Source organism: Streptomyces sp. NPDC015345 (assembly GCF_043078805.1).
Lineage (GTDB): Bacteria > Actinomycetota > Actinomycetes > Streptomycetales > Streptomycetaceae > Streptomyces.
In genome coordinates this window covers 484,838-505,948 of the sequence record NZ_JBIBTX010000006.1, presented here as the reverse complement: position 1 = coordinate 505,948, position 21,111 = coordinate 484,838, and the positions used below count along the sequence as shown (strand labels likewise).

The window sequence follows — 21,111 nt, the reverse complement described above, 5'->3', positions numbered from 1 at the left end:
CTGCGACCGCGAGGGCTTGTGCTCAACTCCCGCTGTGAGAGGGCATTTCGACGCCGGCGTCCGGGATGTCATGCCGCGTGTACGCCCACAATGCGAGGCCAAGACAGCTGAACGTGGCGCCCAGCACGCAGACGGCGCCCCATCCGGCCACCGCGTAGAGGGAGGTCGCGGTGATGGCGCCGGTGGCGCTGCCGAGGGAGTAGAAGACCATGTATCCGCCGATCAGCCGGCTGCCCGCGTCGGGGTGCAACGCGTAGATCAGGGTCTGGTTGGTCACATGGACCGCCTGCACGGCGAGGTCGAGAAGGATCACCCCGACGAACAGTGCCCAGAGTGAGCTGCGGGTGAACGCCAAGGGTAGCCACGAGATGGAGAGCAGCGTCAGGGCGATGCCGGTGGTCCGCCGGGAATGCCCGCGGTCGTTCAGGCGGCCCGCCACGGTCGCGGCAAGAGCGCCGACGACACCGATCAGACCCAGCGCTCCGATCGCGCTGTGGGACAGGGAGTACGGGGCCTCACTGAGCGGCAGCGCGACGCTGCTCCACAGGGTGCTGAAAGCAGCGAAGATCAGCAGTCCGAACGCGGCCCGGAGCCGCAGCAGTCGTTCCCGTGCGAAGAGGGTGAGAGTAGAGCGCAGGAGCTGCCCGTAGCGCAGGGTGGCCGGTGAAGCGTCGGTGTGGCGTGGCAGTGCGCGGTACAGGACCAGGGCGAGCAGAGCGGTGAGCGTGGCCGAGGCGAGGTAGACGGAACGCCAGCCCGCGAGATCCGCCATGAGCCCTGATGCGGTACGGGCGAGAAGGATTCCGATGACCACGCCGCTGGTGACCAGACCGACGACCCGTCCGCGCCCGGCGGGAGGGGCGAGCGAGGCCGCGAAGGCCACCAACGTCTGCGTGACGACCGCGAGAAGCCCGGTCGCGGCCATGCCCACGAGCAGGATCGCCGCCGTGCGGGCGGTGGCTATGACGGTCAGCGCCACCACCAGGAGCAGCAATTGGGCGACGACGAGCCGTCTGCGGTCGGCCATGTCGCCCAGCGGCACGAGGAAGAAGAGGCCCAGCCCGTATCCGACATGTGTAAGGGTGACCACGCTGCCGACAAGTGCCGGGCTCATGGCGAGGTCGTGGCCCATGGTCACCAGGAGCGGCTGGGAGAAGTAGACGTTCGCCACCGCGGCCCCGCAGGCGATGGCGAACAGGATGATGACGCCACGGGTCAGGGCTGACGACGCGGCGCTCTCTTCGCTGCGGAATTCGCCCCTGGTCCGCCCTGCCTGTCTTCTCCGCCCTGTCTGCTCTGTCCGTCCCGTCCGTCCTGTTGCAGCCTCGCCGTTGCCGGGCATCGGCTCACCTCCGCATATCTGGTTTCAACTTGCTACCACTGCGGTGACGGTAACTTTTTTGGTAGCATGTTGCAACCAATGTTGGGAGTGAGGGAAGCCATGGTGACCAGGACGCGCTTCGACGACAGCGAATGTCCCGTCGCCCGGTCGGTGGACGCGATCGGCGACTGGTGGTCCCTGTTGATCGTGCGGGACGCCTTCGACGGAAGCCGGCGCTTCGGGGAGTTCCAGCGGAGCCTTGGCGTGGCGAAGAACATCCTCACCGCCCGGCTGCGCACCCTTGTCGCCGGCGGCGTGCTCGAGTCCGTCCCCGCCTCGGACGGCAGCGCCTACCGCGAGTACGTACTGACCGCGAAGGGCAAGGCGCTCTTCCCCGTCATCGTGGCGCTGCGGCAGTGGGGCGAGCAGAACTTCTTCGCTCCCGGCGAGCCGCACTCGGAGTTGGTCGACCGCCGGCGGGGGCAGCGCCTGCGCCCCCTGGAAGTGCTGTCCGCGGACGGGCGACAGCTCGACCCCGACGACACCACCGTCCACAAGCTGCCCACCGACTGATCCGAGCGGACCCCGGGTGCTGATGCGCGGGCAAGAGCCGAGGTGCTCGGGCCACCCCGAATGAGTGCGAGCGAGCGCCCGCAGAGCGACCGTGCCGGACCCGCAAGCGGGCGCGAACCGTCCTCACCACAACGGCAGTACGATCGCCGTCCGTTGTGGTGTCCGGGCATGGGCCGGACACCACCGCACGGCCGACCCGGGAGACGCGCCATGAGCCCGCACGAGCACTGCCCGTATCAGGACGGCAGGGTGGTCATCGACCCCGCCTTCAAGGCTGACGCGCCCGCGCGGTACGCCCGGCTCCGGGAACTCGGCCCCATCCATCCGGCCGAGTTCCACCTAGGGCTGAAGGGCTGGGTGGTCGTCGGATACGAGCTGGCCCGGGAGGCGTTGACGCATCCCGCCCTGCTCAAGGACTCCACGCCCGCCGCCGAGGCCCTGGCCGCCGCCGGTTACGTCCTCCATCGCCCCTCGGTCGGACTCGGCGCCCAGATGATGGAGGCCGACCCGCCCGAGCACACCCGCCTGCGCCGTCTGGCGGCGGCCGCCTTCACCCCACGTCGTACGGCCGACATGGCACCGCGCATCGAGCAGATCGCCCACGACTTGATCGACGCGATGCCGCCGTCGGGCGAACTCGACCTCGTCGAGGCGTTCAACGCCCCGCTGCCCGCCACCGTCATCGCCGAACTCCTCGGCATTCCGCAGCGGCACCACGTGGACTTCAGCCGCTGGTCGGGGCAGGCGCTCCAGGTGGCCTCCCCCGAGCACCGTCCGGCCCTGGCCGCTCTGCACGGGCTGCTGGCCGAGCTGGTCGCGGACAAACGCCGCCGCCCTGAGGACGACCTGCTCTCCGCTCTGGTCGCCGTACGCGATCAGGAGGATGGCCGGCTCTCCGAGGAGGAGTTGGTCGGCACGGCCATGATGCTGGTCGTCGCGGGCCATGAGAGCACGGTGAACCTCCTGGGCAACTCCGTACTGGCTCTGCTCCAACACCCGGACCAGCTGCGGCTGTTGCGCGAGCGGCCCGAGCTGCTGCCCGGAGCGGTGGAGGAGTTCCTGCGCCACGACACCTCCGTAGAGCGCTCGACGAGTCGCTACGCGGCGCGGGACCTGGAACTGGGCGGGGTGTCGATCCCCCGCGGCAGCATGATCTCCGTCGCTCTCGGCTCGGCGGGACACGACGCGCCGCAGGTGGACGGCGATGCCCCGGCGGTCCTCGACGTGACCCGGCCGGGCGCCCGTCACCTGGCCTTCGGGCACGGCATCCACTACTGCCTGGGCGCGCCGCTCGCCCGGCTGGAGACGGCCATCGCCCTGCGCATCCTCTTGTCCCGCGTCCGCGAACTGGAACTGGCCGTCCCGCTGGACTCGCTCGACTGGATCGGTTCCGGCATCATCCGTGGTGTGCTGTCCCTTCCGGTGCGCTACCGCGTGGGCTGACAGCGGCCGGTCTCAGGCCGCCCCGCCGACCCTTTGAGGCACTGGTAAAAGGAGAGGTGTGGCTCAGAGCGGGTCGAGGACCATGAGGACCTCGTCGCGGTAGTCGTCCACGGACAAGCGGAGGGCGCCGGGCCAGCGGCCGACTTCTCGCCAGCCGAGGCGCCCATAGAAGGCCTCGAGACCCGCACCGCCCCGTGCGGCGAGGCGAAGCTGCCGCAGACCCATCTCCTCGCGGGCGATTCTGCGGGCCTCGCTCATGAGAGAAGCCCCGAATCCGAGGCCCCGGACGGACGGTCGGGTCTGTACGTGATGGAGCGTGCCCCAATGGGCGATCAGCTCGGAAGCGTCGCGTCTGATGTTGAGCCAGCCGACCAGCTCGCCGTCAGAGGTCGCGGTGAGCAGGCGGTTGGTGGCGGGGGCCAGGGTGCCGAGGATCGCGTCGACGGCGGGAGCCGCATGCGTCTCGTCGATGGGAGGGAAAGGAAAGCCCGCAGCTCCTCCGGCGTTGGTGACATCGACCCAGCAGGCGGCGAGCTTCTGCCGCGTCGCGGGGGTGACCTCGCCGGGTGAGGTGAACTGCTGAACGGGGTGGACGACGATCGACATCCCGGGATCCTCGCACGCGGGCCGGAGCACGTGTGGATCGGGTTGCCGTAGGTGTGCGCCCGCGTGCATCTCATGCGGTCGAGGAAGCCGAGCACCCGGTGGTGGACCTGCGTCGCGGGCTGTTCGTCGTAGGACGGCAGGCTGCTGTCGGGGCGAGTCTGGGCCGGCTTCCGCGCCGGCAGGACGCCGAGCGAGAAGCCGACATAGATGAGGTCCGCAGGCAGCACCTCGGCGGCGACTCCGCGCGCGGTGATCGTGTCGAAGCCGGCGCTCTCGGTGTAGGCGGCGCCCTCCGCGAGGCTGTCGAATACCTGCCCTTCGTACAGACACGTGTGGCCGTCACCGAGCCACGTATGAGGCCTCGACACCCTGCCCGTGCCGCCTCGAAACCGGACCACTTCCGGCGCGCCCTCTGCTTCGCTCGTCGGTGAACTGCTGGAGAGCGCGCTCAACTCGCACCAGGGCACGTTCATGGTGGTCAGCCACGACGAGCGGTTCCTCTCCGCGATCGGTGTGAACCGCCGCCTGCCGTGCGCGGAGAAGACCGCGCCTTCCGTGACCGTCTGAGACAACTACCGTGTATGAACGGATACGTGTGAGTAGCTACGTATCAGCTGGCAGAGCGAGCGGCCGCGGTCGGCGGCCGTCTCACCGGTGGACGTACGGACGAAGTCGTTCTTCCCCAACGGGTGAGAGGTCGACAGTGCCTACATACAGAGGCACATTTGCGCCTATGGTGATGGGCGAACACGGTCGACGGCCATCTGGCGTCGGCAGTCATCCGCGCGGGACCTCAGGCCTGGATCCCACGCGCATCGTCCATAGCAGAAGGAGTGAACGTTTGTGAGCAGCCAATCAGCCGCCACCCTCCGGTCGCGGTACGTGGAACAAGCCGCGTCGGACCTGGAGGCGAACCGCAGGCGTCAGGAGGAGCTGGCGAAGAAGATCGAGCTGCTGAAGCAGGAGGAAGCCCTGCTGTCGGACATTCTCGACCTCGCCGAGCGGTACGAGGGTTTCGCGGATGCCTCGCGGCTGCTCCCGGAGCAGGCGCAGGGTGAGCCGGTGGTCGCGAAAGCGAAGCATCGCGGCAAGGCCGGTGCGCCCAAGCAGCGGTCGGCATCGGGCAAGAGCAAGTCGGCTCCCGCCGGGGCCAGGGCAAAGAGCGGCGCCAAGGGGAAGTCGCTCGAGCCTCTGCTCGGGGACCTGCTGATGGAACTGCTGAAGGGCCATGAAGAACCGCGCCTGGCAAAGGAATTGCGCGACGAGCTCCTGGAGAAGCACCCGACCCGCGACCCGTCACCGCAGGTGGTACGGAACACGTTGGAGGCCTTGGTCGCCAAGGGACGCGTCCAGCGTCACAAGCAGCAGCGGTCGGTCATGTACACCTTGACGCAGTCGGACAACGCCGGCTGACGGCGGACGGACGTCGCTGAGAAACGTGGCGAAACAGCCAGGCGGCCTCGGCGAGGAGTGGAGCGCCGGGTGCGATAGCGTCACGACCGTGACGCTCAACTCTCGTGCCGCCGCCCCGGACTCCGCCGAGGGCGCCCAGGCAGCAGCCGGTCAAGGACGCACCGGTCGGCGGGTCGTCGACCTCATCGTCCTGCTGATACCTCTCCTCACATTCGCCGCCCCGGTGGTACTGGTCCGGGCCGAGCTGATCAGTGAGGGGTTCCTCTTCCTCAACATGTTCTCGCTGATCGTCAGTCCGATGGTGGCCTTCTACGCCCACATGGGCTGGCACGCCCGCACGCACGACGGTGACCTGCTCTCCGCCCGCACTCTCACCGGACGACGCACCATCGACCTGGGCCGGCTCACCAAGGTCGGCCGCCTCGAAGTGCCGGGACAGACGCGGAACGACGACCGGTTGGTCCTGACGGACGCGCACGGCGTGCGGGTCATCCTGCACAAACTCCAGGGCGGTGACGAGACCGTCGACGCGCTGGTCCGGCGCGCGCTCATGAGACGGCGGCAGGGCGCGGGAGTGGTCGTCTCCGATCGCGCCGCCGAGCGCCTGGACCTGCGGGCGGAACTGGCCCGCCCGCACGGCCGTCTTCAGGCCGGCCGCAAGATCCGCGAAGGCCTCATCGGATTCCTGCCGCTGCTGGGTGTACTCGTACTGGCCCCCGCATCCATCGGTCTCGTGATCCTGGCCTGGATACTCTCCGCCGCCGATTGAGCCCCTGCTTGGCAATGGGCAGTTCCGCGACCGCGACTCCGCGGACGCCCCCTCGGGCCGTCGCCACCCTCGGCAGGATGGACATGTATCTCAGCCGACTCCTGGAACATTCTGCGCGGTGCCGGGGAGCGGGGTGGTGTCGAGGTAACGCACCTCGTAGGTGCGCTCGGTGAACTTCCAGCCTTCCGGAGTGCGTTGGTAGCGGTCGTGGTAGATGCCGTGGTTCTGGTGGGAGCTGCCGTCGCGCATGCGCCCGAACTCCGTCATGTAGGCGCGGCCGGTCGCGGTGTCGTCGTCGTGGACGCGGATCGCGCCGGGGTGCGTGGTCTGGACGAAGTACTCCCACAGGTCTTGGAACCGCTCGGCGCCGGCGCGGATCTCCTCGCGGCCGATGATCTCGACCTTGGTGTCGGGGAACCGCAGTACGCCGTCGGGCGTGAACAGTGAGGCGACGTGGTCGTAGTCGCGCATCATGGCCGCGTCGCTGAATTCGCCGTGCAGCGCCTCGATCTCGAACCGGTCGGCGATGTTCTGGAGATGGTTCATCGGCTTCTTCCCTTCCCCTTGTATGTGTTGGGCCTCTTATGCGTCTTGGACACGCATTTCTCGCGGCGAAAGGGCGGGCGGGACGAGGATCCGCTGGTTTCGTCCCGCCCTCCGTGCGGTGCCGTCAGGAGAGCTGGCCGGCCTCGTAGTCGCCGCCAGGGCGCCGCACGATGACGTTGAGGCGGTTGAAGGCGTTGATGACCGCGATGACGGAGACCAGGTCCGCGAGCTGGTCCTCGTCGTAGTGCTTCGCGGCGTTCGCCCAGGCCTCGTCGCTGACACCGCCCGGGGTGTCGGCCAGGCGAGTGCCCTGCTCGGTCAGTTCCAGGGCGGCGCGCTCGGCGTCGGTGAACACCGTCGCTTCGCGCCAGGTGGCGACCAGGTTGATGCGTACCGCGCTCTCCCCCGCCGCGGCCGCTTCCTTGGTGTGCATGTCGAGGCACAGACCGCAGCCGTTGATCTGGCTCGCGCGGATCCGCATCAATTCCTGGGTGGTGAGGGACACGTTCGAATCCAGAAGAGCCCGGCCGGCGGAGACGAGGTGCTTCAAGAACTTCCCCGCCGAGGGGTTGCCGAGATAGTCGAGACGGGCTTCCATGCTGATCTCCTCTGCTGCGCCTGCTGTGACACCTCACCGACGACGCAGCCCCTCGACATGTGAGGGCTACCCAGGTGTGACGTGCGTCTCTCCCGGCGCGCCGGATACAGCCGTAGGTCTCACAATCCGGGGCGCTGACTCGTCGTACTGGTGAAAGCAGTCGTACGAGCCGGTGCACGCGCCGCCGTACGAGTGAAGGCAGACGCGACCATGGGAGTCGGCCACACCATGACCACCCGAACCAGCAGCACCCCGTCCGAGGCAGATCACGGCGACCCGGGCCTGGACGCGATCATGAGTGAGCGGCGCCAGCTGATCAATCTCGCGTACCGGCTCCTCGGCTCGCTGGCCGACGCGGAGGATGTCGTGCAGGAGACGTACGCGCGCTGGTACGCCATGTCCCCGCGGCAGCGGGACGGGATCGAGTCTCCTGGCGCCTGGCTGACGAAGGTCTCCGGCCGGATCTGCCTCGACCTGCTCGGCTCGGCACGGGCCAGGCGCGAGAGTTACGTGGGTGAGTGGGTCCCCGAGCCGCTGCCGGACCGTACGGAGTGGATCGGCGGACGGTCGGGCGGCGCGAATGTTGATCCGGCCGACCGGGTCACGCTCGACGAGTCGATCACCATGGCGTTTCTGGTCGTTCTGGAATCGATGACTCCGGCCGAGCGGGTGGCGTTCATCCTTCACGACGTCTTCCGGTACCCCTTCGCCGAGGTGGCGGAGGTGGTGGGGCGTACTCCCGCGGCATGCCGACAGCTGGCTTCTTCCGCCCGTCGCCGCGTCCACGCCTCGCAGGAGTTCGCGACACCCAAGGCCAGGCAGGCGGACATCGTCAGGGCCTTCAAGGAGGCCTGGGAGGCCAAGGACGTCGAGGCTCTCGTGGGTCTCCTCGATCCGGATGCCACGGCGATCGGTGACGGCGGCGGTCTCGTCAGTGCCGCGCTCCATCCGGTGGAGGGCGGCGACCGGATCGCGCACGGTCTGGTCCATGTCTTCGACCATGCGGCGTCGGCCGTGACGTTCCTGGAACGCACGGTCAACGGTCAGCCCGGGCTCGTGGCGCAGCAGGACGGTGTGACCATCTCGGTGATCGCGTTCGATGTCGCGGGGGATCGGATCAAGCGCATCTGGGCGGTACGGAATCCCGAGAAACTCCGGCCGTGGACGACGTGTTGACGTCCGACGGTCATATGAGGGGGCGCCCGTCCTCTCCCCCGTCTCCCCCTCCCCCATCACACGCCTGATCAGAAAGCTGGAGCGAGCGAACACATGCGTCTACGGATCGTCACGATCAATGTCCAGAACAACGAGGGTGACCCCAGGCGTCTGGGCCTGATCAACCAGGAGTTGCGCCGACTGGCCCCCGACCTCGTCGCACTTCAGGAAGTCGTCGACGGGGGCAGCCCACGGCACCTCGACGAGCTGGTCGCGGTTACCGGACTGCACTGCACCCACCAGTCGGAAGTGATGTCCTACGCACCGCCGTTTGTCGACCGCTACGGCGGCAACGCGGTCGCCACCCGGTGGCCCCACAAGATCGTGGAAGTCCTCGATCTGCGCCTGGCCGGCGCGGGTGACGTGCCCTGGTGCACGCTCGCGGTCAAGGTTCCCCTGCCGGGCGAAGGCGAGCTGCTGTTCATCGCCGCCACCGCGTCATGGCGGTTGGACGCCGAAGCCGTGCGTGAGCAGCAGGCCGTGGCGCTCGGCGATCTGGACGCCCGGCACCGCACGGACCTCCCCACGATCATCGCCGGTGACTTCAACGCAGGACCCGACGCGGCCAGCATCCGCTATCTCACGGGGCGCCAGTCGCTCGCCGGGCGCAGCGTGCACTACCACGACGCCTGGGAGGTCGCGGGTGACGGGCCGGGGTACACCTGGAGCGCCCAGAACGAGAACGCCGCCGCCCTGTTCGACCAGATCGTGCGCCAGCCGGGGCACCGGCGCCGACTCGATTATGTGTTCACCGGCTCCTGGCACGCGCATCCCAAGGCGCGGTGTGAGGTCCGTGCCGCGCGTCTCGCCTTCGACCGGCCTGTCGACGGGGTCTGGCCCAGTGACCACTATGGGGTCGTGGTCGATGTCGAGGTCGGCAGGGACGGGTCGGTCCCGCCGGCACAAAGCTGATACATGGCTGATTCACGGTCGCGTGACCATGGAAGCACGGCCCTGACCAGCTGGAAGCGGCACTCCCCGGGGCGCCCACCGCCACGGCGGGGCTCCCGTCCGGGTCACCGAGTCAGTCCGTGGCCCCGGGTGACGACCCGGGGCCTGATCGGCAAAGGTCAGACCGCGGCGGGGAAGCGGTCCCATACGCGGTGCTCGCCGAGCAGTCGGGTCACCTGCTCCAGAGCGCTCACTCCGTCGCTCGCCAGCGCCACGCCCGGTGCCGTGTCGGTGATCCCGGCCGCTTCGAGCGCCGTCTCCGCGCCGCCCCAGCCGCCGATCGCCTTGCCGTGGCGGAACGCTTCCGACACCATCAGCACGACTCGCGGGTCGGTGGCGGCGGCACCGGGGCCTGACGGCTCGCCCGCCTTGGCGTCCCTGGCCCCGTAGGCGTCGGCCCCGGGCGCCGGGGTGCCCGCGAGCAGCAGAGCGTCGAATTCGACCGACCGCGCGTTGGCGAACGTACGCTGCACGTCGAGCGCGTCCTTCCCGGAGCCGAGTCGGCCGCCGGTGGGAGCGATGATCAGCGGGACCATACCCGCGTCGAGTACGGCGGCGCGTACGGAACCGACTCCTTCGAGGTCGGCCTCGGGACCGGCGACGATGCCGACGATGCGGCCCTCCACGGGCCAGGTCCGGCCGATCTGGGAGAGCGCGGGGCTCGGCGCCACGTCGGCCAGGGGCACCGTCGCCTCGGGCGCGGGCAGGCCGAGTCCGTCGGCGACCTGTTGGCAGAGTTCCGGGTCGATGTTGGCCAGGACCTTCAACGCCCGTTCCTTGATGGCCTGTTCGTAGCACTTGCTCAGTTCGAAGGTGTAGGCGGCGATGATGTGCTCCCGTTCGACGGGCGTCATGGAGAGCCAGAAGAGCCGGGGCTGGCTGAAGTGGTCGGAGAAGGACTCGGAGGCCTCGCGGACCTTCTTCGCCGCCGGTACGTCGACAGGGACCTCGATGTACGCGCCGTTGTCCGCTCCCGCCAGGAACGGGCAACCTCCGTCGAGGGAGTTCGGCCGGTAGGGCGCGGTCCCCGCGTGGACGGCGGTCTGGTGCATTCCGTCGCGGAACATGTCGTTGACCGGCGCGTGGGTGCGGTTGATGGGGATCTGGGCGAAGTTGGGGCCGCCGAGCCGGCTGATCTGGGTGTCCAGGTAGGAGAAGAGGCGGCCGGTGAGCAGCGGGTCGTCGGTGATGTCGATGCCGGGGACGAGGTGACCGGGGTGGAAGGCGACCTGCTCGGTCTCGGCGAAGAAGTTGGTCGGGTTGGCGTTCAGGGTGAGCAGTCCGATGGGCTGCACGGGCGCCAGTTCCTCGGGCACGATGTTCGTCGGGTCCAGCAGGTCGATGCCCTCGAAGGTCTGCTCGGCGTTGTCGGGGAACACCTGGATGCCCAGCTCCCACTGCGGGAAGGCCCCGGCCTCGATGGCGTCGGCGAGGTCGCGGCGGTGGAAGTCGGGATCCATGCCATTGGTGATCTGCGCTTCTTCCCAGGTCAGGGAGTGCACGCCGAGCTTCGGCTTCCAGTGGAACTTGACGAGCGTGGTGGCGCCCTCGCTGTTGACGAGCCGGAAGGTGTGGATCCCGAAGCCCTCCATCATGCGGTAGGAGCGCGGGATCCCCCGGTCGGACATGTTCCACAGGGTGTGGTGCGCCGCTTCCGTATGAAGGGTCACGAAGTCCCAGAAGGTGTCGTGCGCGCTCTGGGCCTGCGGGATCTCCCGGTCGGGGTGCGGCTTCCCCGCGTGGATGATGTCGGGGAACTTGATGGCGTCCTGGATGAAGAAGACCGGAATGTTGTTGCCGACGAGGTCGAAGGTGCCTTCCTCGGTGTAGAACTTCGTGGCGAATCCTCGTGTGTCGCGCACCGTGTCCGACGAGCCGCGCGACCCGAGGACGGTGGAGAACCGCACAAACACCGGCGTCTCGGCGTCCTTGGCCAGGAACGCCGCCTTGGTGACCTTCGCGGCCGTCCCGTACCCCCTGAAGATGCCGTGCGCCGCCGCGCCGCGGGCGTGCACCACCCGCTCGGGAATGCGTTCGTGATCGAAATGGGTGATCTTCTCGCGCAGGTGGTGGTCCTGGAGCAGCACCGGGCCGCGCGCACCGGCCTTGAGCGAGTGGTCGGTCTCGTACAGGCGGGCACCTTGCGCCGTGGTCAGATAGGCGCCGCTCTGGGCGCGCGCGGAGGCTGGGGCCCCGGTGGGCTTGCCCGTCGGGGAGACCGCTTCCGGGGCCTCCTGGTCGTGCTTCGGGGGCAGGGGCTCGTGCGGCGTGGTCGGCTCATCGACCGACGGCGGCTGCGGGGTCGGCGCTCCCGGGATGTCGTTGCGGTTCTCGTCACTCATGGGTGCTCCAGTTGTGAGGGAGGGGGGTGTCACAGCCATGGCCTCAGGAGGTCGAGCCCAAACAGGCATACGTCCGTCCAGGGGTGCCGTGCGCCAGTGGCATGGCACGCGCGACGGCTGCCTCGCTCGCCCTGCGGCTGCCGCCCCGTGTGCCCGAAGGCCACGGGGCGAAACGGAAGAACTCCTTGCCGCTGAAGAACTGCTTGGCGCTGCGGAAGAGCCGTCGGCCGCTCAGGCGGCCAGGCCGGAGTCCGCCTGGGAGACCACCCCGGTGAGCTGGGCGCGGGCCGAGGCGAGGGCCGCGTCGAGGGTGCGCGTGCCGGTGGACACGCAGAGCGTGTACGTGACGTCGTCCAGCCGGCGGCGGACCTCGGCGGAATCTTCCTGGGCCTGCCGGGCGCGCAGCGTCGCGTGGGTCTCGAGCAGGTCGTGCACGAAGGAGGGGTGGGGCCTGAGCACGTCGTGATCCTTCCGTCCGGGGCGAGGAATCGCTGTTCTGGTGCGGGATTCGCCGTTTGGCGGTCCCCTTGTGCCCCCTCGGACGGGCGGTAATCACAGAATTTTCGGACGGCTTCGCAGGAGTGTCAGGCGTGTATACCGACGAGTTTCTGTCGGCGGTCGCGGGGCAACCGGTAGGTAGACAACAGCCTGTTAAGCACCGTGCGGCAATTAATCAATTGCGAGCCGAGATGCGATGTCATGGAGGTCAGACATGCTGAAGGCCATTGCAGACGTTTTCCGCGCCATCGGTGGCGCCATCGCCACCGTGGTGACGCTTCCGTTCCGTGCCATCGCGCGGCTCTTCGGCGGCGCTTCCGATACCGCGCACGGCCATCACTGAGGTGCCTCGCCGCACCACTGTCGCCCAGCAGCCATAAGGCGCATACTTGAATTCAGTCAGAGGGTTCGGAGGGTCCAATGATCGCACTCGGAATCATCCTGCTCGTCATCGGCCTCGTGGCCGGTATCTCCATCCTGTGGACGATCGGTCTCATCCTGGTCATCATCGGTGCGGCCCTGTGGGTTCTCGGCTCCGTCGGCCACGCTGTGGGTGGCCGACGGCACTACTGGTAGCGACGCCGGAACGGGTCGGCCACCGACCCCGGCAGTCGGCGGCGAACTAGGCGCCGCGGACCGCGGGTGAAATCAGTGACCCGCGGCCGTGGCGAGGTCAGCGCGGGCCAATTCGAGGCACTCGCCCCCGAATTCCGCGTAGGAGGCGAGCACTTCGGTGCCCGCCTCCACCATTGCGTCGAGCAGCTGCGGGCGGTCTGTCAGGGCCGTTTCCAGCATGCGGCGGTCCAGGGCGATGTGGCCGACGTCCACGACGACGTGCTCGTCGAGGAAGGTGAACCGCGTGGGGTCGTCGTCCATGGTGCGCCTGCAATTGACGACGAGGTCGACGGCGAAGCCCGCCGAGAGCTGCTCCATCTCGTAGAGCGCGGCGACGGTGCACACCGGCTCGTCACCTCCGCTGAGACGCTCGAACAGCGCGTTGTAGCGTGCGGCGGAGGGGAGCGCGGCCGCGTTCTTCAGGATGTCCTCGGTGTCCAGGACGACGCCCCCCTTGGCGCCCAGGAAAGAGGCGGTGGAGCGGGCGTCGTCGACCATCAGCAGATCGTGACCCGTCTCGCCCCGGGCGTGCTTGACGAGCCCTTCACCGACGGAGTCGTGGCCCGCGGCGCGTGCCCGGGTGCCGGCGGTCTCGATGACGCGCTGCATGTCGCGCGTGACGTGGACGCCGTGCAGGCAGTAGCGGTAGTGCCACTGAAGGAACAGCGCGGTGTCGATGTGCGGTGAGCCCAGTTCCAGGACGGCGGGATGGTCGGCGAACGCCTTCCTCCCCGCCTCGGCGCGCGCTTCGTATTGATCTAACACAGAGGGCATACGCGATCTCCTCCAGGAAGCGGGAAGGCCGACGGTGTGGCCTTCCGGGGTCGGCCAGATGGTGTGGCCCACCGAGTGTGCGCGCCGCCCCTGACGGGCAGCTGACGCGCGGCCGGATCGGACGAGATCCGGGTACGGCGTCGGTGAGGCGGTCAGAGGCCGGCGAGCAGGTCGTCGAGGGGGGCCGGTACGCGCTCGGGCGGGAGAGCCTCGACGAGGACGCGGCCGTAACGGATCTTGCGTCCCTTCTTCGTGCCGAGGAAGCGCCGCAGCTGCTGCCGGGAAGTGCGCTCGCGCTGCGCGGGCTGGTTCAGGAAGGTCCGCAGGGCGCGCAGGTCGCCCTCCGCCTCGACGAGCTCCGCCACCCGTGTCACGCCCAGCGCGCGGATCAGCTCGTCCTCCAGGTCCGCCGCGCAGACGAAGAACTTCTCCCCCGCCGCGCTGGCCCGCTCCAGGCCGCGGACGTAGTAGGAGCGCTCCGCCTCGTCGCACAAGCCCGTGAGACGCAGGCCGAGACCGGTCGGCCCGAGGAGGCCGGCGAAGCGGCCGACGCTCATCGCGCCGCCCATCGGCAGGACGCAGATCCCTTCGCCCGCCAGGTCACGGCCCCGGCTCGCGGCCAGCGCGTCGACTGCCGCCGCGTCGCTCGGCCCTTCGAGCAGGACCACTGCCCGCACGGGCAGCGTCGCGGCCAGCTCCCGTGCCCGGTCCCCGGCGCCTCCGGCCGCCCACGCGATGATCGCCTCACGGAACGCCCCCATGTCAGTCATGACCGAGAGTCTCCGCGCTTTCGGGCCGCCGCGGTAGGGAATTTCCGCCGGTACGCCGTTCGGCTGTGCGTGGTCGCGTCGAAGCACCGCGTCACGTGGGCCAAGGGGTGGCGGCGACGAGCTGCGGTCATGCCTGCTCGGCCCCATCGGCGCTGTGTGGGACCCTCCATGCCGCTCCGCAGGGGGCTTTGGGTGTCGATTTCCCCAACTCACGCCGGACGTAGGCATGTTGTCGCACTTCCCGCTCGACGGGTCCTGACGCATACGTACGGGACACGTACGGGACACCAACTCGCCGCCCCACGAGCCTTCTTGGCGCGGCGCAGATGCCCGCCCTCACTCCGAAGGCCGGACGCACGCAATCCCGTCCTGAACCGCGCAGAGGCCGACTCAGGTAACGGGAAAGGTGCGGCTGACGCCGCGACTGACGGTATGTACACCCTTACTCAACTGCGCGCGTTTTGAACTAAGCGGACAACATGGGCTAATTGTCCTAAACTAGTCCGAGGGTGGGCGTCACTGGACATAGTGACGACGACTTTCTCCTTCGAGGAGGCATAATGCTTGCTCAGCACAAGGCAATTCTCGTCACTCCGACGGATGTCTCGGCACTCGGCACGACGATGGTGGAGCCGGAGACCGACCTGAGCGACGCGCCTGTTTACAGTCCGCAGGCTCAGGGCCAGCTTCTCCTGCTGGCACTTCTTTCGCCGAAGGCGCCGAAGGAGCCGAAGGACAAGTGAGTCCCGATCAGTCGCAGGCCGCTTACGCTGCGTCAGCGGCTGACCTGGCTCTTCGTGCCCTCGATGCCCTCCATGGCATCGGGGGCACGGCCATGGTCGCCGAACACGTCGAAGCCGCCGCCGACCCCAAGGCCGCCCTCGCCGCCGTCCGCGTCATCGGCGCCGACCTCTTCGCCCCCTGCCTGCTGGGGGACGCGGCGTTCTCTCCCCAGGACGCGGCGGCCGTCGTGCAGTCCTTCGTGGTGTTCCCGGCCGCGGTGAGCACCCCTCCCCCACCCCCGGAAGGTGCCGCCGAGCCCTGGCTCGTCGCCTGGCGTGACTGGGCCACCGCCACGCTGCTCGCCCGCTGCACCGACCCCGCCGCGAGCGCGATCCCCGACCCGGACGGGGGCGTTCTCGCTCCACGGCCCACCGGCGCCCCGGCACTCGCCCAACCGGACCACGGCCCGGCCACCACGACCACAACCCCGGCAACCGCCCACGTCACGGACGCCGACACCGGCTGGCAACTCTGGTCCGTCCGCATGGGACAGCTCGCGCCCCTCGCCCTGCCGGGCCTCGAAGGGCCGGTCCTGGACGCCGCCCGCGCCGCCCCGCTGGCCCTCGCGCGGGGCGCCACCCGCGCCGCGCTGCGCCGCGACTTCCCGACCGCCGCCAGGATCGCGCGCTGGCTGGCCCTGCTGAGCGCCGAGGGCGTGCCGCTCCCCTTCGACCCCGCACCCCTCGTCGAACACCTCCGCCTGCACGGCGGCGGCCCGCGGCTCGCGCTCGACGTCGCGATCGCCGGGCGGCTGCTCACCCCGGACCTGGAGACCCCATGACGGCGTCCGTGACGCAGACCGCGCACCAGGTGAGCACACAGGCCCTGGCCTGGCTCCACACCCACCGCGAGCTCGGCGGGCTGCCGCCCGACACCACCGCCGACCTCGGCGACCCGGACAGTGTCTACAAACCGCTCGGCGAGACCGCCCTCGCCGCCTCCCTCGTCCTGCGCGAGTCGGCGGCGGGCAGCACCGCCCTGGACCGGGCCCGTGAGCTGATGGCCTTCTGCTGGCGACAGCTCGGCGACGGCGACATGCTCTATGAGCGGATGCTGCGGCACTCGATGACGACCGACCCCCTGGAGACGTACGCGCCCTTCGCCCGCTGCGGCTTCCGGCACGAGCGCCTGGAGCGGCTGCTCGCCCACACCAGTGCCCTGCGTTCGTTCCGGGGCGTCGAGATCCTCCCCAACCGCAGACTCGCCGTCGCCAACGCGGCCCGCGTCGTGGGCCTCGACCAGGGAAGCCATGGCTACGACTGGGAGGCGTTGACCCGTGCCACCTGGCTCGGCGGCACCCCCGAACCCTGGCTCATCGACTGGATGGCCGGCTACTGCGTCACCCACACCGTCTTCCACCTCACCGACTGGGCCGCCAACCCTGCGGGCCTGCCCGACGACATCGCCGCGTACGTGTCGGCGTGGCTGCCCGTGTGGATCGACATCTGGGCCGAGATCGAGCAGTGGGACCTGGTCGCCGAGCTGATGATCGTCGGCTGCTGTCTCCGGGAGCCGTACTGCGACCCCGCGGACTGGGAGCGGCTGGCCCGGGTACAGCACGCGGACGGCCTCCTGCCCCGTGACGGCGATCCCGTCGCCGACGATCCCGAGCAGCGGTTCCGGGACCACCAGCACACCGCCGTGGTCGCCGCGGTCGCGGGCACCCTCGCGCTCTCCCGCACGCTGGGCGGGGCGGCGGGTGCGCGGTGAGGCTCCGTGGTCCGCGGCGCGCCGGGCGCCGGGCGGAGCCCGTGGTGGCGCCGGACAGCCCCACCTGGGCCGCCGACACCCTCGCGGCCCTGCGCGAGGCCGCGCCCGGCGCGAGCACCGTGGCGCTCGCCGTCCGGCGCGGCCCCGAGCACGCCCTCCTCACCACCGGCGAGACCGCGCTGTGCGGCGGCACGCCCGCCGACGCCGACACCCGCTTCGAGATCGGGTCGCTCACCAAGACGTTCACCGCGCTGCTCCTGGCCGAGATGGTCGCGCGCGGCGAGGTCGCGTACACCGATCCCCTCAGCCGCTTCCTGCCCCGCTCCGCGCTCCCGCACCTGCGGGGCTCCCCCATCACCCTCCTCCACCTCGCCACCCACACCTCGGGCCTGCCCCGGCTGCCCCCGGGCTTTCTGCGCAGCGGCGTGCCCACCTGGTTCAGCAATCCGTACGCGGGCTTCTCCCCCGAGGCGCTGCTCGACGCCCTCGCCCGCACCCGGCCGCGGGCCGCGCCCGGCATGCGGGTGCGCTACTCCAACTACGGCGTCGGCCTGCTCGGTGAGCTGCTGGTCCGCGCCGCCCACGGCCCCGCAGGCGCCTTCGCCCCGCTGCTCGCCGAACGCGTACTCGACCCACTCGGCCTGACCCGCACCAGCTGCGCCGCCGACCAGCCGCAGGCCACCGGTTACTGGCACGGCAGGGCGCGCCCCAGCTGGCAGATGGCCACCATGGCGGGTGCGGGGGCCGTGCGGTCCAGCGCCCGGGACCTGCTGACGGTCCTGGACTGCCTCTGCGCCCCCGGGGCCGTACCACCGGACGTTCCCGGGACGCTGCGGGCCGCGCTCACCGACGTCACCGTGCCCCGCATCGCGCTGCCGGGCGCCGGCACGCGGATCTCCCTGGTGTGGAACATCAGGCCCCGCCCCGGCCACGACCTCTACCACCACTCCGGCGGCACCCGGGGCTTCACCTGCTTCGCGGGCTTCAGTCCCCAGACGCGGATCGCCTTCGCCGCCCTGGCGAACACGAGCCCGTCGCTGTCCGGCGGCTTCATCCAGCGGGCGTACCTGGAACTGTGGACGCTGGCCCAGCGCGGAAGTCTCCCCCCGTGAAGTCAGCCGGTCCCGGGCGACGCCCGCGCGCCGTGTGGGTGTCCGGCGTCCCGGCTCCGGGCGGCGGATGAAATCATCGGGGGATGTCTGACTTGATCATTGCCGCCTGTGACGGAGCGGCCAAGAAGAATCCCGGGCCCGCGGCCTGGGCCTGGGTCGTCGCCGACGCCGAGGGCCGCCCGCAGCGCTGGGAGGCCGGTCCGCTCGGCCACTCGACGAACAACGTGGCCGAACTGACCGCGCTGGCCGAGCTGTTGGAGTCCACGGACCCGGCGGTGCCGCTCGAAGTGCGGATGGACAGTCAGTACGCGATGAACGCGGTCACCAAGTGGATCGCCTCCTGGAAGCGCAACGGCTGGCTGACCGCCGCGAAGAAGCCGGTCGCCAACAAGGACATCGTCGTACGCATCGACGCGCTGTTGCAGGGGCGCGCCGTGACGTTCCGGCACGTCGCCGCCCACCAGGTGGACGGCGACCACCTCAACGCGATCGCCGACGTCGCGGCCAGCGACGCCGCGACGACCCAGCAGCCCGCCGGCACCGCCCACGGCGCGCCGGAGATCCCCGAGCCGCGCGCGGAGCGGATGACCGCCTCCCCCACGAGCCGCGTCCCCAAGAAGGCCGCCGCCCGCGCGAAGAAGACCGGCCCGGGCCCCGTGATCAAGGCCAAGTTCCCCGGCCGCTGCCATTGCGGGCAGCCGTACGCCGCCGGGGAGAAGATCGCGAAGAACGCGCACGGCTGGGGCCACGTGGAGTGCCGGGACGGCGGCGACTGAGCCGCCGGGGTTTGTGCAACAGTTCGGCAACCGACACTTTCCGGCCACTTCGGGGGCATTAAACCTGTCGCTTTTCGGGCAGGGGTTCCCCTCGTACGGCCATCGCGCAGAAGGAAACCGGAGGAGGGGAGGCTCATGCCGGCGCAACGGACACGGCTGCATGACGGGCCGCCTGGGACAACCACCTTCGACAAGGAGCCCGGTGCCGTCACCGACGCGCGGGACCTCACCCGGGTTTTCCTCGCCGGGCTGGACCCGGCCGTGGGTGAGCAGACCGCCGCGAGCGTCGAACTCATCGTCTCCGAGCTCGTCACGAACGTGGTGCGCCACGCCCGTGGCGCCCTGTGCTCGCTCCGGCTCCAGGCGCTGCCCGACGTCATCACGATCACGGTGTCCGACGCCGATCCGCGGCCGCCCCGGGAGCGGACCCCCGATCTCGCGGGGGGAACGGGCGGGTTCGGCTGGCCCATGGTGCGGAATCTGGCCACGGTCGTGAGCGTCACGCTTGGTGCGACCGGAAAGACCATCCGCGCGGAGCTGGCGAGGTAGCTCCGCGGGGTGGGGCTGGCCCCAGGCAAGATTCGGGGGCGGACCGCAGTGAGCCGGGGGTGGCGCCGCGCCTAGCGTGCGGTGCATGAGAATCAACGTTTGTTTACGCGTCGCCGTCGCCGCCGCGGCGATGCTGGCCGTCGGGGCGGGGACGCTGCCCGCGGCGGCCTCGTCCACGGCCGAGCCGCTCGGCCGGTACTACGACCAGGCCGTCGACTGGCAGGACTGTTCCCTCGGCCCCGATGACACCGCCGGACAGAAGCTCGACGCCGCGGGTGCCCGGTGTGCCGACATCACCGTGCCCCTCGACTACTCCGATCCGGACGGCCGGACCATCACCGTCGCCATCTCCCGCCTGCGCGCCACCGATCCCGCGCACCGTGTCGGCGCGATGCTGCTCAACAACGGCGGCCCCGGCGGGCCGAGCCTCGAAATGCCGCCCGGCATGGCCGGGTTCATGGGCAAGACCGCCGGGAAGTTCGACCTGATCGGCGTGGATCCGCGGTTCGTCGGCCGTTCCACGCCGCTGGACTGCGGCTGGGACGTCGGCTCGATGGTCTTCTCGGCGGGCCAGGACCGGGCGGGCTTCAAGCGGTCGGTCACCCGTGGGCGCGACCTCGCGGAGCGGTGCCGGCGCACCAACGGTGACGTACTGCCGTACGTCACCACCCGTAACACCGCCCGTGACATGGATGTCGTCAGGGCCGCGCTGGGCGAGAAGCGGATCTCGTACTTCGGCTTCTCCTACGGCAGTTACCTCGGTCAGGTCTTCACCGAGCTGTTCCCCGGCCGCACCGACCGCATGGTGCTCGACGGAGTCATCGCCCCCGCCAGGTACAGCCAGACGCTCCTGGCGGACTCCACCGCGGCCAACGAACGGGCCCTCGGCGACTGGGCGGCCTGGACCTCGGCGCGCCACGAGACGTACGGCCTCGGCCGCACCCCTGAGGCCGTGCTGGCCACGGTGGACCGGATCGAGGAGGCCGCGGCCGAGAAGCCCTTGCGGGTCGGGAAGTTCCGCGTCGACGAACACTTCCTGCCGATCGTCTTCTTCGGGGGTCTCGGGAGCGATCTCGACACGGCCCGGGCCGAGCTGGCCACCGCGACCCGCACCCTCGCACGGGCGGCCGACCGTGAACGAGTGACGCCGAAGCCCTGGCTGGCGGGGATCCTGGCATCCATGACGACCGAGGCGGGGTCGCACCAGGGCAGTGCGCAGGCGGCCATACTCTGCGGGGATGTCGCGACCCGGCGCGGGACCGAGAGCTACTGGCGCGCCATTCAGGCCGACCGGGCCACGGCTCCCTTCGCGAGTCCCCTGACGCACAACATCACGGCGTGCGAGTTCTGGGACCGCCCCGCCGAGGCGCCGACCGTGGTCGACAACGACGTGCCCGCGCTCCTGGTCAACGCCACGGGTGACACCCGGACCACGTACTCCGGGGCGCGGCAGGTGCGGAAGCAGTGGTCGCGCTCCCGGCTGATCACCGTGCCCGGGGCCAACCAGCACGGTGTCTACGGCGACTACGGCAACGCCTGCGTGGACGGGCAGGTGAACGACTACCTGGCCACGGGCAAGCTGCCCGGGCGCGACCGGATATGCGACGCCCGGTAGCCGGGTGAACCGCGTGAGCGGCCGCGCCCTGTCCCACGAAGGCGCGGCCGCTCAGCTCACAGGTGGCGCCGCCCACTGACCATCGGCGGCGCCCGTCAGGTTGTCACCCCTGCACCCGACGCCTGCCCGCCC

Annotated in this window: 24 protein-coding genes; 16 read left to right on the top strand and 8 right to left on the bottom strand. The window is 70.1% G+C overall.

Annotated features, from left to right (window positions below; translation table 11 throughout):
* Positions 1 to 22 precede the first annotated feature (22 nt).
* Positions 23 to 1,342 (bottom strand): MFS transporter, encoded by a 1,320-nt coding sequence (locus ACF062_RS26290; RefSeq protein ID WP_392141778.1) that lies wholly within the window; start codon positions 1,340 to 1,342, stop codon positions 23 to 25.
* A gap of 99 nt (positions 1,343 to 1,441) precedes the next feature.
* Between ACF062_RS26290 and ACF062_RS26285 the strand changes: the two genes are divergently transcribed.
* On the top strand, positions 1,442 to 1,894 hold the full coding sequence (locus tag ACF062_RS26285) for a helix-turn-helix domain-containing protein (protein ID WP_223778716.1): 453 nt from the start codon (positions 1,442 to 1,444) through the stop codon (positions 1,892 to 1,894).
* 210 nt (positions 1,895 to 2,104) lie between these two features.
* Positions 2,105 to 3,337, top strand: coding sequence for a cytochrome P450 (locus ACF062_RS26280; protein WP_392141776.1), 1,233 nt, complete (start codon positions 2,105 to 2,107; stop codon positions 3,335 to 3,337).
* A 63-nt stretch (positions 3,338 to 3,400) separates the two neighbouring features.
* On the opposite strand, the gene ACF062_RS26275 is transcribed toward ACF062_RS26280, so the two are convergent.
* A complete protein-coding gene (locus tag ACF062_RS26275; RefSeq protein ID WP_392141774.1) occupies positions 3,401 to 3,943 on the bottom strand; it encodes a GNAT family N-acetyltransferase in 543 nt (180 codons plus the stop codon).
* 375 nt (positions 3,944 to 4,318) lie between these two features.
* On the opposite strand from ACF062_RS26275, the gene ACF062_RS26270 reads away from it, so the two are divergent.
* The 3 genes from ACF062_RS26270 to ACF062_RS26260 all read left to right on the top strand — a co-directional run bounded on the left by ACF062_RS26270 (position 4,319) and on the right by ACF062_RS26260 (position 6,125).
* The gene (locus ACF062_RS26270; RefSeq protein WP_392142049.1) at positions 4,319 to 4,510 is read left to right on the top strand and encodes a hypothetical protein; all 192 of its coding nucleotides are present in this window, start codon (positions 4,319 to 4,321) and stop codon (positions 4,508 to 4,510) included.
* Positions 4,511 to 4,786: 276 nt separating this feature from the next.
* Positions 4,787 to 5,356, top strand: coding sequence for a BlaI/MecI/CopY family transcriptional regulator (locus ACF062_RS26265; protein ID WP_392141772.1), 570 nt, complete (start codon positions 4,787 to 4,789; stop codon positions 5,354 to 5,356).
* An 88-nt stretch (positions 5,357 to 5,444) separates the two neighbouring features.
* Positions 5,445 to 6,125: a hypothetical protein gene (locus ACF062_RS26260; protein WP_392141770.1), complete on the top strand. Its 681-nt coding sequence runs from the start codon at positions 5,445 to 5,447 to the stop codon at positions 6,123 to 6,125.
* A 90-nt stretch (positions 6,126 to 6,215) separates the two neighbouring features.
* Here the strand turns inward: ACF062_RS26260 and ACF062_RS26255 are convergent, their stop codons facing one another.
* Together ACF062_RS26255 and ACF062_RS26250 are read right to left on the bottom strand one after the other, a co-directional pair.
* On the bottom strand, positions 6,216 to 6,671 hold the full coding sequence (locus ACF062_RS26255) for a nuclear transport factor 2 family protein (RefSeq protein ID WP_392141768.1): 456 nt from the start codon (positions 6,669 to 6,671) through the stop codon (positions 6,216 to 6,218).
* Positions 6,672 to 6,795: 124 nt separating this feature from the next.
* Positions 6,796 to 7,269, bottom strand: coding sequence for a carboxymuconolactone decarboxylase family protein (locus ACF062_RS26250; protein ID WP_392141766.1), 474 nt, complete (start codon positions 7,267 to 7,269; stop codon positions 6,796 to 6,798).
* Positions 7,270 to 7,497: 228 nt separating this feature from the next.
* Between ACF062_RS26250 and sigJ the strand changes: the two genes are divergently transcribed.
* The gene (sigJ, locus tag ACF062_RS26245) at positions 7,498 to 8,445 is read left to right on the top strand and encodes an RNA polymerase sigma factor SigJ (RefSeq protein WP_392141764.1); all 948 of its coding nucleotides are present in this window, start codon (positions 7,498 to 7,500) and stop codon (positions 8,443 to 8,445) included.
* Positions 8,446 to 8,538: 93 nt separating this feature from the next.
* Positions 8,539 to 9,396, top strand: coding sequence for an endonuclease/exonuclease/phosphatase family protein (locus ACF062_RS26240; protein ID WP_392141763.1), 858 nt, complete (start codon positions 8,539 to 8,541; stop codon positions 9,394 to 9,396).
* A gap of 158 nt (positions 9,397 to 9,554) precedes the next feature.
* On the opposite strand, the gene ACF062_RS26235 is transcribed toward ACF062_RS26240, so the two are convergent.
* Both ACF062_RS26235 and ACF062_RS26230 read right to left on the bottom strand, forming a co-directional pair.
* Entirely contained in the window at positions 9,555 to 11,777 is a 2,223-nt protein-coding gene (locus ACF062_RS26235) for a catalase (protein ID WP_392141761.1), read from the bottom strand.
* A 231-nt stretch (positions 11,778 to 12,008) separates the two neighbouring features.
* Positions 12,009 to 12,236 (bottom strand): DUF5133 domain-containing protein, encoded by a 228-nt coding sequence (locus ACF062_RS26230; RefSeq protein ID WP_356572412.1) that lies wholly within the window; start codon positions 12,234 to 12,236, stop codon positions 12,009 to 12,011.
* Between the two features lie 253 nt (positions 12,237 to 12,489).
* On the opposite strand from ACF062_RS26230, the gene ACF062_RS26225 reads away from it, so the two are divergent.
* Positions 12,490 to 12,618 (top strand): LPFR motif small protein, encoded by a 129-nt coding sequence (locus ACF062_RS26225; protein ID WP_263303391.1) that lies wholly within the window; start codon positions 12,490 to 12,492, stop codon positions 12,616 to 12,618.
* A 77-nt stretch (positions 12,619 to 12,695) separates the two neighbouring features.
* A complete protein-coding gene (locus tag ACF062_RS26220; RefSeq protein ID WP_205035160.1) occupies positions 12,696 to 12,851 on the top strand; it encodes a DUF6131 family protein in 156 nt (51 codons plus the stop codon).
* Between the two features lie 72 nt (positions 12,852 to 12,923).
* Here ACF062_RS26220 and ACF062_RS26215 read toward each other — a convergent pair whose 3' ends face one another.
* Together ACF062_RS26215 and ACF062_RS26210 are read right to left on the bottom strand one after the other, a co-directional pair.
* Positions 12,924 to 13,664 carry an iron-containing redox enzyme family protein gene (locus ACF062_RS26215; protein ID WP_392141758.1) on the bottom strand — a complete coding sequence of 247 codons (741 nt, stop codon included), beginning with the start codon at positions 13,662 to 13,664 and terminating at the stop codon, positions 12,924 to 12,926.
* A 152-nt stretch (positions 13,665 to 13,816) separates the two neighbouring features.
* Positions 13,817 to 14,434 (bottom strand): TOPRIM nucleotidyl transferase/hydrolase domain-containing protein, encoded by a 618-nt coding sequence (locus ACF062_RS26210; protein ID WP_392141756.1) that lies wholly within the window; start codon positions 14,432 to 14,434, stop codon positions 13,817 to 13,819.
* A gap of 560 nt (positions 14,435 to 14,994) precedes the next feature.
* Between ACF062_RS26210 and ACF062_RS26205 the strand changes: the two genes are divergently transcribed.
* The 7 genes from ACF062_RS26205 to ACF062_RS26175 all read left to right on the top strand — a co-directional run bounded on the left by ACF062_RS26205 (position 14,995) and on the right by ACF062_RS26175 (position 20,979).
* On the top strand, positions 14,995 to 15,177 hold the full coding sequence (locus ACF062_RS26205) for a hypothetical protein (RefSeq protein ID WP_392141754.1): 183 nt from the start codon (positions 14,995 to 14,997) through the stop codon (positions 15,175 to 15,177).
* Between the two features lie 92 nt (positions 15,178 to 15,269).
* Positions 15,270 to 15,998 (top strand): hypothetical protein, encoded by a 729-nt coding sequence (locus tag ACF062_RS26200; protein ID WP_392141752.1) that lies wholly within the window; start codon positions 15,270 to 15,272, stop codon positions 15,996 to 15,998.
* Positions 15,995 to 16,927, top strand: coding sequence for a DUF6895 family protein (locus ACF062_RS26195; RefSeq protein WP_392141750.1), 933 nt, complete (start codon positions 15,995 to 15,997; stop codon positions 16,925 to 16,927). The genes ACF062_RS26200 and ACF062_RS26195 overlap by 4 nt, the downstream gene beginning before the upstream one ends.
* Positions 16,928 to 16,971: 44 nt before the next feature.
* Entirely contained in the window at positions 16,972 to 18,039 is a 1,068-nt protein-coding gene (locus ACF062_RS26190; protein ID WP_392141748.1) for a serine hydrolase domain-containing protein, read from the top strand.
* An 83-nt stretch (positions 18,040 to 18,122) separates the two neighbouring features.
* A complete protein-coding gene (locus tag ACF062_RS26185; protein WP_392141746.1) occupies positions 18,123 to 18,815 on the top strand; it encodes a ribonuclease H in 693 nt (230 codons plus the stop codon).
* Positions 18,816 to 18,950: 135 nt separating this feature from the next.
* The gene (locus tag ACF062_RS26180; protein ID WP_392141744.1) at positions 18,951 to 19,364 is read left to right on the top strand and encodes an ATP-binding protein; all 414 of its coding nucleotides are present in this window, start codon (positions 18,951 to 18,953) and stop codon (positions 19,362 to 19,364) included.
* 85 nt (positions 19,365 to 19,449) lie between these two features.
* Positions 19,450 to 20,979 (top strand): alpha/beta hydrolase, encoded by a 1,530-nt coding sequence (locus ACF062_RS26175; protein WP_392141742.1) that lies wholly within the window; start codon positions 19,450 to 19,452, stop codon positions 20,977 to 20,979.
* Positions 20,980 to 21,111 lie beyond the last annotated feature (132 nt).

What these genes read in the sequence shown, in the direction of transcription:
- ACF062_RS26290 (WP_392141778.1), bottom strand. Translation starts at nt 1,342, where the DNA reads ATGCCCGGCAACGGCGAGGCTGCAACAGGACGGACGGGACGGACAGAG.
- ACF062_RS26285 (WP_223778716.1), top strand. Translation starts at nt 1,442, where the DNA reads ATGGTGACCAGGACGCGCTTCGACGACAGCGAATGTCCCGTCGCCCGG.
- ACF062_RS26280 (WP_392141776.1), top strand. Translation starts at nt 2,105, where the DNA reads ATGAGCCCGCACGAGCACTGCCCGTATCAGGACGGCAGGGTGGTCATC.
- ACF062_RS26275 (WP_392141774.1), bottom strand. Translation starts at nt 3,943, where the DNA reads ATGTCGATCGTCGTCCACCCCGTTCAGCAGTTCACCTCACCCGGCGAG.
- ACF062_RS26255 (WP_392141768.1), bottom strand. Translation starts at nt 6,671, where the DNA reads ATGAACCATCTCCAGAACATCGCCGACCGGTTCGAGATCGAGGCGCTG.
- ACF062_RS26250 (WP_392141766.1), bottom strand. Translation starts at nt 7,269, where the DNA reads ATGGAAGCCCGTCTCGACTATCTCGGCAACCCCTCGGCGGGGAAGTTC.
- sigJ (WP_392141764.1), top strand. Translation starts at nt 7,498, where the DNA reads ATGACCACCCGAACCAGCAGCACCCCGTCCGAGGCAGATCACGGCGAC.
- ACF062_RS26240 (WP_392141763.1), top strand. Translation starts at nt 8,539, where the DNA reads ATGCGTCTACGGATCGTCACGATCAATGTCCAGAACAACGAGGGTGAC.
- ACF062_RS26235 (WP_392141761.1), bottom strand. Translation starts at nt 11,777, where the DNA reads ATGAGTGACGAGAACCGCAACGACATCCCGGGAGCGCCGACCCCGCAG.
- ACF062_RS26225 (WP_263303391.1), top strand. Translation starts at nt 12,490, where the DNA reads ATGCTGAAGGCCATTGCAGACGTTTTCCGCGCCATCGGTGGCGCCATC.
- ACF062_RS26220 (WP_205035160.1), top strand. Translation starts at nt 12,696, where the DNA reads ATGATCGCACTCGGAATCATCCTGCTCGTCATCGGCCTCGTGGCCGGT.
- ACF062_RS26215 (WP_392141758.1), bottom strand. Translation starts at nt 13,664, where the DNA reads ATGCCCTCTGTGTTAGATCAATACGAAGCGCGCGCCGAGGCGGGGAGG.
- ACF062_RS26210 (WP_392141756.1), bottom strand. Translation starts at nt 14,434, where the DNA reads ATGACTGACATGGGGGCGTTCCGTGAGGCGATCATCGCGTGGGCGGCC.
- ACF062_RS26205 (WP_392141754.1), top strand. Translation starts at nt 14,995, where the DNA reads ATGCTTGCTCAGCACAAGGCAATTCTCGTCACTCCGACGGATGTCTCG.
- ACF062_RS26200 (WP_392141752.1), top strand. Translation starts at nt 15,270, where the DNA reads ATGGTCGCCGAACACGTCGAAGCCGCCGCCGACCCCAAGGCCGCCCTC.
- ACF062_RS26195 (WP_392141750.1), top strand. Translation starts at nt 15,995, where the DNA reads ATGACGGCGTCCGTGACGCAGACCGCGCACCAGGTGAGCACACAGGCC.
- ACF062_RS26185 (WP_392141746.1), top strand. Translation starts at nt 18,123, where the DNA reads ATGTCTGACTTGATCATTGCCGCCTGTGACGGAGCGGCCAAGAAGAAT.
- ACF062_RS26180 (WP_392141744.1), top strand. Translation starts at nt 18,951, where the DNA reads ATGCCGGCGCAACGGACACGGCTGCATGACGGGCCGCCTGGGACAACC.
- ACF062_RS26175 (WP_392141742.1), top strand. Translation starts at nt 19,450, where the DNA reads ATGAGAATCAACGTTTGTTTACGCGTCGCCGTCGCCGCCGCGGCGATG.